5 protein-coding genes are annotated in these 8,832 nt (G+C 45.9%); all 5 read right to left on the reverse strand.

The annotated features are described in order from the left end of the window. Positions 1–465: 465 nt before the first annotated feature. Positions 466–1,941 carry an ATP-binding protein gene (locus QUB06_RS33040; protein ID WP_333438870.1) on the reverse strand — a complete coding sequence of 492 codons (1,476 nt, stop codon included), beginning with the start codon at positions 1,939–1,941 and terminating at the stop codon, positions 466–468. Positions 1,942–2,228: 287 nt separating this feature from the next. Beyond that, positions 2,229–2,690, reverse strand: a complete 462-nt coding sequence (locus tag QUB06_RS33045; protein WP_333438872.1) for a response regulator — start codon at positions 2,688–2,690, stop codon at positions 2,229–2,231. Next, a complete protein-coding gene (locus QUB06_RS33050; protein ID WP_333438874.1) occupies positions 2,653–4,611 on the reverse strand; it encodes a CHASE3 domain-containing protein in 1,959 nt (652 codons plus the stop codon). Before QUB06_RS33050 ends, QUB06_RS33045 begins: the two co-directional genes overlap by 38 nt. 847 nt (positions 4,612–5,458) lie before the next feature. Continuing rightward, positions 5,459–6,667, reverse strand: coding sequence for a 4-hydroxy-3-methylbut-2-enyl diphosphate reductase (locus QUB06_RS33055; RefSeq protein WP_333438876.1), 1,209 nt, complete (start codon positions 6,665–6,667; stop codon positions 5,459–5,461). Positions 6,668–6,941: 274 nt separating this feature from the next. Next, positions 6,942–8,378, reverse strand: a complete 1,437-nt coding sequence (locus QUB06_RS33060; protein ID WP_333438878.1) for an ammonium transporter — start codon at positions 8,376–8,378, stop codon at positions 6,942–6,944. Positions 8,379–8,832 lie beyond the last annotated feature (454 nt).

An 8,832-nucleotide genomic window follows, 5' to 3' on the forward strand; every position in this document is an offset into this window, starting at 1 on the left:
TCAAAAAAGCCTTTGCAAAAAAGGAAAAAGAAGCCTGCGGTCTAACGGTACTCCGTTGACCGTCAGGTTAGTTCACATCTAACAATATGTTATTGAGCAATCTCGACAATTTAAATATGTACTTGGTGGGTTAATTAGACTTGCCAATAATTTTATTGTATTTGCTTCTATTTTATTATATTTTAAAGCTGGTAATATCCTCAACCGGCCTTTTAGGGGCGTGTCCACAAGCAAATTAATTAATTAAGTAAGTTGTTGTCAAACAGATCAGAAAGCCGGCTCTGGCGGGAAAGGTGCAAGAGATTACTTAACTCTTACTATACTAATTGTTTATGCTGTCTTCGGGTGTGAACAAGCGGGTTGATTGATTCTTTGAGCTACAGCAGAATATTGCTGTTAAAACCTTCTTCCCTAGAGCCTCATCTTTTAAATCCCAATTCACTGCGCGTTGCCGAACTTGCTTCCTCAACTCTCGCACTTGCGTAATTTTACCCAGAAGCTGGTACCGATTCCCAGAGTCGATTTCACCCCGATCGCACCCCCCATCCGATCGACTCCTTTGCTCGCGATCGCCAGCCCTATTCCCGTCCCTGGATAAACTTCTTGACCATGCAGGCGATCGAACAACCCAAAAATCCTCTCTTGAAATCTTTCTGCAATACCAATGCCGTTGTCTTCTACCCAAAGATAGATATATTCTTCCTCAGCTTCTGCATAAACTCGCACCTGCGGCTCTATCCCCGGCTGCACGAACTTAATAGCATTGGAGAGCAAGTTAGTCAAGACTTGCAGCAGCGTAGCAGGATGGGCCAACACCGTAGGTAGGGGTTGAACAACCGTTATCCGAGCTTGTTTTTCGGCAATTTCCGCCTCTAGTTGCGCGATCGATCGAGCCACAATTAAATGAAGAGAGACTGCTTTTAGTGGCAAGTTAGCTTTGCTGAGGCGGCTGTACTCTAGCAAATTTTCGATTAAAGTATTCATCAGACTTGCAGCGTCATTAATCCGATACAAGTAATCCTGTGCAGTAGCATCCAACTCGCTGGCTTTATCTTGGAGCAACATTTCAGCAAAAAACGAAATTCCCCGCAGAGGAGCGCGCAAGTCGTGAGAAACTGAATAGGTAAACGATTCGAGCTGTGCGTTAACTTCTTCTAACTCAGCAGTACGCTCTCTCACCCGCTCTTCCAAAGTTTCATTAAATTCCCGCAAAGCAAGTTCAGCCTGCTTGAGTTCAGTAATATCTTCAACCAATCCCTCAATGGTACTTTCACCTTCTGTGCTGTAGAGATATTGAGTAAACCGAATCCATTTTACTCGACCGTCTGCCAAAGGAAATGTAATTTCAATATTTTGAGACCGAGACTCCCCTGAATCTAGGGGTTGCACAAACAATTTCTGAAGATAAATCCCTTGGACATCTGCTAAATTGCTGGCATCAAACAAGCGCAAAAAAGCTTGATTGCTTTCCAAAAGCTGCCCCTGGGAAGTCGCTCGAAAAACTCCGACATTTAAGTGTTCTAGCAGAGAATGAAGTTGATTTTCCAGTCGGGCGACTCGTTCCCAGGCGGCAACTCGATCGAGCACTGCGCGAACCGTAACGCAAAGGCGGACATAGTGCTTCGGCGACTTGATAATGTAGTCGTCCAATCCTGATTTCATTGCCTCTACAGCAATTTCTTCATTGCCAGTATTCGTAAACATTACAATCGGGCATTCTGGATAACTGGCTTTAATAGTTTGAAGCACATCTAAACCGTTTGTCCAGCGTAGTTGGTAATCAGTAATTACCAGATGGAATCCGCCTCGTTTCAGTGCTTCCCCGAATAATCTATCGTCAAAAATTTCCGTTATTTGCAATTGCGAGAATTGCCGCTCTAATTCGCGTTTGACCAGCAGCCTATCTGTTGGGTTGTCGTCAATTACCAAAATATGTAGCACTGTAACAATTAATAATTTTGCTATTAGCTAGAGTGGCGATATATTATCATAAAAATGTTGGAAATCGCCCCTTTAAGATGATACAGGACGGGCTTAAGCTGTTGTGCATTTAAATTGTATGTTGAGGGCGGGCTTTCCGGCCCAACCCCTACTCCCCACAAGAAGGAAAATTTATTGCCCCATGCAATTTAAATGCGTATTAGCTTACTCACTAGAAACTTAATTTACTCGTTACCCGAAAGAGCCTGGTAACGAGTAAACAAGCAATAAAAACCGGGAAACGGCTACTACAAACCAGACAATTCTCTAGGTTCCGGCAGTTCGCTATAGTTGAGCCAATACTCGCTAAAACTCTGCATCATTTCCAATAAAGAAGCAAACCCGACCGGTTTAACCAAATAAGAATTTACCCCTAAATCGTAAGCGCGCTTGACATCAAGTGTTTGCCTAGAAGAAGTAAGCATAACCACCGGCAAGCGTTTTAGTTCCGGCTGCTGCCTCAGCCAAACTAGAACTTCGTGACCGGATCGCCTGGGCAATTTCAAGTCTAGTAAAATTATCGCAGGTAAAGGATAGCGATCGCGATCGCCGTATTCTCCGTCCCCATTTAAATAAAAAACCGCTGCATCTCCATCTCGCACAATTTGCAGCGAAGTATTAGCAAAATTCTCATGGCGAAATGCCCGCTGCATCAATAGAATATCAACAGGGTTATCTTCCACCAGCAAAATCGTCTGCGTTTCGGTCATGCTTCCTCAGTTGTATCCAAAATCGACTGCCTTGTCCTAATTGAGATTCCACTCCAACTTGACCGCCCATGCGATCGACTCCTTTTTTTACAATAGCTAATCCTATACCAGTTCCGGGGTAAGACTCAATACCGTGCAGCCGTTCAAAAACCCCAAAAATGCGTTTTTGATGTTCTGGAGCAATACCGATGCCGTTGTCTTCTACCCAAAGACGGATGAAGCCGACTGGCAATACAGGGCTGGTCATAAGTAACTGAGAATGCTCCCACTGTCCCACAGTTCCCCTTTCCAATTCTCCCGCTGTATCCCTGTCTGTCTGTCCCTTTTGAGGCAGCTCCAGTTCCTCGGCCCATATCTGTACTTGGGGTGATACGCCTTCCACAAATTTTATAGCATTGGTGAGCAGATTGGCGATTACTTGAATTAAAGTAACGCGGTGGGCAATTACCGCAGGCAAGGGTGATTGAACAATGATTTGAGCGTGGCTGGATTTAGCGTCGGCTTTTACCATAGCAATTGCCTCGACCACAGCAGATTCTAAGTCTAAAACTTGCAGCGATAAATCAGTGCGGCTCAGGCGGCTGTAAGCTAGCAAATCTTCGATTAATTCTTCTAGTTGTTGCCCAGAATTAACAATTTGCTGGGCGTATTCTTGACCAAGTTCGTCGAGGATGTCACGGTAATCTTCTAATAAAGCTTCAGCCAATCCCTGCATTCCCCGCAGGGGAGCCCGCAAATCGTGGGCGACGGTATAGGTGAAAGCTTCTAATTCTTCGTTAGCTGCTTGAAGTTGATTGGTGCGGAGTGCCACTCGCCCTTCTAAGGTAGCGTTGAGCATCCGAATTTCTGCTTCTGCTTGCTTGCGTGCGGTTATGTCAATGGCGGTACTAATTACTAAACTTCTGCCGTCGGAAAGCTGGCCTAAAGGTGCGGAATAAAAGTCCCAAATGCGAGTTTCGCCGCTGGCTGTGGCAATCATATATTCGCCTTCAGAAATGCGGCTGTTTAATTGGTGCAGCCGATCGATATCTGCTTGCACTAGCGATTTGCGGTTGTGGTAAGCTTTTTCTGTCCAATCTTCAATTGTGGGAATTTCTGAGTGTTGGTAGCCTGAAAATTCTGTCCAAGCGCTGTTAATTTGCAAAACTTGTCCGTTTTCAGCGTGCAGCATAATTGGCAGCGGTGCGTTGAGAATGGCGAGGCGGAAACGTTCTTCGGTTAATTGTAGGGAGTGGCGATCATGTTCTAGCTGTTCTAAAAGTTGATTTTGCTTGATTTCGGCATTGTCGCGCAAAGTTTGATCGCGCTTCACCAAATAGTAAACCGCCAGCATCAAGAGGAAATTTACTAAAGTGGCAACGGTAAAAGTCAGGATTGTCAAAGTAGCGCTCGTTTGAGATTCTCGGGCACGCTGCTGCAATAGCTGAGTTTCTTCGGCTGTCATGGTGGCTATCTGCTGCCGAATGCCGCCCATGATTTGCTTTCCCCTACCGGATTTTACTTCCCGCAGGGCTGCTTCTAACTTTTGTTGGCGTCGCAGATTGATGGTTCCTTCAAGTTCGGCTAATTTAGAGTCGATCGCAATTTTCAAGTTGCGAATGCGCTGTTGCTGCCGGTTGTTGTCGGCGGTTAGCTGCTGCAATTCGACTACTTGCTCGTTGATGCGGGCGATCGCGCTGTGATAGGGTTCTAAATACCGTTCTTCTCCCGTCAGCAAATAACCGCGCTGTCCGGTTTCAGCATCTTTTAAGGTGGAAAGCGTAGCTTCGAGTTCGGTTAAAACTCGGTGAGTGTGGCCTACCCGGCGTTCGTTTTCGACTAACTTGAGAGTATTGCGATAGGAAGTAGTCGCATTGAAAATCAGCAGCGCCACGGCCATTCCGATACCTGCGGTGATTTGGCGAGTCAGGGATTGTTTCATGAAATACTCGGCACGCGAGTCCTGCTTTTTTTTATTTTAGCTGGATACGGACTACTCGAATTTTGGGCGCGGTCAGAGACGGCGACTAAAGCCTATAAATTGAAGGCTCAAATGTGCGATCAATCTTGTTTCTAATTTAGCCTCGCTCCTCCTCGCATCCCCCTTAAGTCGGAGATGGCATAAATCGCTCTCTTGCGTCTCGTGATTCAGGCAGACACCCGACAATCTAGGATAGCCTGCAAAGCTTAATTCGCCTTTTTTTGCATAGATTTTTGTATCGTTCCTGTTCCTTTGGCAGTTTCAAATTGCGGCGCAAAGAAAAGAGTTTTTACCTATTGACTCCTGTTGATTTTTGGGGTATTATTTATATAATGGGAGTGGTGACATAAATTTAAATTTTGTCACTATTTGCATTATTAAATAATACATTGTCAATCTAGCAAAGTCAAGCTTTTTACCCCCAAAAAAAAGGCGAATTTTTAATATCTTATTTAAAAAATAATCTTTTGGAGCGAGGGAGAAATTCACAGAAGCGATGACGCGTGTGAATAGTATCAGAAATCAGAAATGCGAGCGATCGGGTAATTGGGGAGAATGGGGTTGAAATTATAGCTTCTCAAAAAAGTGAGGTATGCCCTATGCCCTATGCCCTATGCCCTATGCCCTATGCCCTATGCCCTATGCCCATGAGTACCTCATCTTTCTGAGAAAGGCTATAGTTTAACATCGGAATTATATCTTTTTACGAGCGAGCGTCTCGATCGCACTGGCAAAGAGACACTCGCCCTGCACTGAGAAAATTAACTGAGAAAATTATGATTCCGAGTGCAGTGCCGAAACAATATAATTACACAATCGCAGCCGCTGATTTCATCGCGAAAATGCGATCGATCGCATCTTCAACAACCTTATCAGGCGTAGAAGCACCCGAAGTCACGCCGACTACAATTTTACCATCCGGTAGCCAACCTTCAGTTACGACCAAATCTCCCCCCAAAGGCTTGTGTTCGATCCGATTTCCCGGTAAAATGCGCTCCGCACAATCAATGTGATAAGAAGGAAGAGTTTTGTCGAGCGCAATTTCCTGTAAATGCGTAGTATTAGAAGAATTAAAACCCCCAATCACCAGCATCAAATCCAACTTTTCCTCAACCAAACTCAACATAGCATCTTGCCGTTCCTGAGTCGCATCGCAGATAGTATTAAAACTCTGAAAATGCTCGTTCAAATTCTCCGGCCCGAACTTCCGCATCATCGTTTTTTCAAACAACTTGCCAATATTCTCTGTCTCAGTTTTGAGCATAGTAGTTTGGTTAGCAATCCCAACGCTTTCCAAATCCCGATCCGGGTCAAAACCAACAGAATAAGCCTTACTAAACTTAGCAAGAAACTCAGCCCTATCGCCCCCGTGTAAAATATAATTGCAGACATATTCAGCTTCTTGCCAATTCAGGACAATCAAATACTTATCAGCAAAAGAACTCGTAGCAACAGTTTCCTCATGCTTGTACTGACCGTGAATAATCGAAGTATAATCCTTCTTTTTGTGCTTCTCAACAGTATTCCAAACCTTAGAAACCCAAGGACAAGTAGTATCAACAATCTTGCAGCCCTTATCATTAAGCAACTGCATTTCTTGGACACTCGCTCCAAAAGCAGGTAAAATTACCACATCGCCACTATCGACAACCGAAAAATCTTTCTGCCCCTTTTCAACAGCAATAAAACCAACTTCCATATCGCGCAAATGCTGATTCACAGACGGATTATGAATAATCTCATTAGTAATCCAAATCCGTTCCGAGGGGAAATGCTGGCGAGTCTCGTAAGCAATAGCTACAGCGCGTTCCACCCCCCAGCAAAACCCAAAAGCCTGAGCCAGCCGGATCGTGACTGCGCCACGTTCCAGCCTGTAATTATTGTCGCGAATTTGCTGGATCAGACTGCTTTGATAAGCCGTCTGCATTACCCCAGCTACCTCAGCTTCGTGTCCGAAACCCTTGCGGTGGTAGTTTTCCGACTGTTGGAGCGATCGTTTAAAAGCTTTAGTATCCATGCGGTATCGAGTTGAAATCTAGGTTAATTACCTTTGATTTTAGAACCATTGGAGAACTCTCATCTCAAATTTGAAAACCCCGCCTGCAACAATTGCAAAACGGGGCAACCCAACTACTATTATTGAGTCTGACTGCAAATTACAGATTCAAACCTTCTGCTGCACAAAATCCCGCAAAGAAATCCGGTTTATTAGAAAAATCTGGGTTGGGAGTCGATAAATCTCCAAAGAAACTGGGTTTCACAGGCTTGAGTGCGTCAGTCTTATGGTCTTTTCAAACCTTCTTCGGCGCAAAAGGAGAACTCGATTCAAACGAACTGAAACCGCCGGCGAAATCCTCACCGTAAGCTTCTTCCCCGTGCTGGCCGATATCCAAACCTTGGTCTTCAGCAGATGAGGGCACTCGCAGTTCCATAAACTGTTCCAAAATTTTCAGGATCACAAAAGTGCCGACAGCCGCAAACAGGTAAGTAACTAGAACGCCTACAAACTGGGTCACAATTAGCCCCGGATTCCCGGCAAACAGCCCGTTATTTCCGGCTGCGTTAACGGCTTTAGTCGCAAACACGCCAGTCAGAATCGCGCCCACAGTTCCGCCGACGCCGTGAACCGGGAAGGTATCCAAAGAGTCGTCAAATCCCAGCTTAGCCCGGAAACTAACGGCAAAGAAGCAGCAAACGGAAGTGATCGATCCGATCAAAAGCGCTCCCACTGGCAGCACGAATCCAGCCGCAGGTGTGATGCCCACCAATCCCGCGAGGAAACCGCTAGCAATTCCCACTGCTGTCGGTTTGCCTCTGAGCACCCATTCCACAATTGTCCAAGTTAAACCGCCGGCTGCTGCAGAAATCATCGTGGTGACAAAAGCCACTGTTGCTAAAGAACCAGATCCCAAAGCGCTACCGCCGTTGAAGCCAAACCAGCCAAACCACAGCATCCCAATTCCCAGCAAGACGTAGGGTACGTTGTGAGGGGTGTGGGGCTTGTTCAAGTGGTCTTTGCGGGGCCCGATCATCCAAGCTGCGACAACGGCAGAAACACCGGAACTAATGTGTACGACTGTGCCGCCGGCAAAGTCCAGAGATCCGATCGCCGCCAGCCAGCCTCTACCCCAAACCCAGTGGGCTAAAGGAGAGTAGATGAAGGTAGACCACAGCAGCACGAACCAGAAATAGGCTTTAAATGTTACCCTTTCGACGATCGCCCCTGAAATCAAGGCTGGAGTGATGATGGCGAACATCATCTGGTAAACCATGAAGACTTGGTGGGGTATTGTCGGTGCGTAGCCGATCGGATCTGGGGTGTCCGCCGTGACGTTGTTCAAGAACATCCAGTCGAAACCGCCGATGAAGCTTTCGATCCCTTGACCAAACCCTTTATCATTGAGGTTGCTGGCGGTGACATCAAAGGCTAAACTGTACCCCCACAACGTCCAGGTGACGCCGATCGTTCCCATCATCACCAAGCTCATCATCATGGTGTTGAGGACGTTGCGCGATCGCACCAGTCCCCCGTAGAAAAACGCCAGCCCCGGTGTCATCAGCAATACCAGTGCTGAGGAAACCAACATCCAGGCCGTATCGCCGCTGTTGATCGGATTCGGCGCCACCGCAGCTGCGGCACCAGCATCTTGAGCTAAGGCATTGTCCATCAGCGGCCCGCTTAACAGCCACAGCGCCATGATGCCGATCGTTAAACTTTTTTTGATCACGTTAGTTGTACCTTTTCATACTCAGCAATTTTCAGGGAAGACCGAGCCGATTTTAGATGTGAGGATTTTAGATGCAATAGTTATTTGGTTTTAAGTCCCTGTTTTAGCGGAACAAATCTTCAATAGATAATTCCCCAATCCTCAACCCCCCGACTTCGTATAGCCGGACTCATCTAAATTCGTCAACTATCAATCTAATGGTCTATGCCTTTTGGATTGCACCATTTGTACAAACAGTTATTCTGTATCACCCTATACTAAATAGCTAACTATCATATTTCTTAATGTATCAGTCGCTACTTGACATAGCCAGTGACAACACAGTAATCGGAGAGGGGGAGAGTTGGGGAGAATATGACTTCATCCTTTATTTTTCTGGCGTTGCTGAATCAGGGTATGATACGGACCAAAGTACGAGAGGGGAGCCGAAAATGATTTCTTGGATTTTGATGGG

Origin of the sequence: Microcoleus sp. D2_18a_D3 (genome assembly GCF_036702455.1) — a bacterium.
In the GTDB taxonomy this organism is placed as follows: Bacteria; Cyanobacteriota; Cyanobacteriia; order Cyanobacteriales; family Microcoleaceae; genus Microcoleus.

Excerpts from the sequence above, each read along its gene's own strand:
- QUB06_RS33050 (WP_333438874.1), bottom strand. The coding sequence starts at position 4,611 with ATGAAACAATCCCTGACTCGCCAAATCACCGCAGGTATCGGAATGGCC.
- QUB06_RS33055 (WP_333438876.1), bottom strand. The coding sequence starts at position 6,667 with ATGGATACTAAAGCTTTTAAACGATCGCTCCAACAGTCGGAAAACTAC.
- QUB06_RS33045 (WP_333438872.1), bottom strand. The coding sequence starts at position 2,690 with ATGACCGAAACGCAGACGATTTTGCTGGTGGAAGATAACCCTGTTGAT.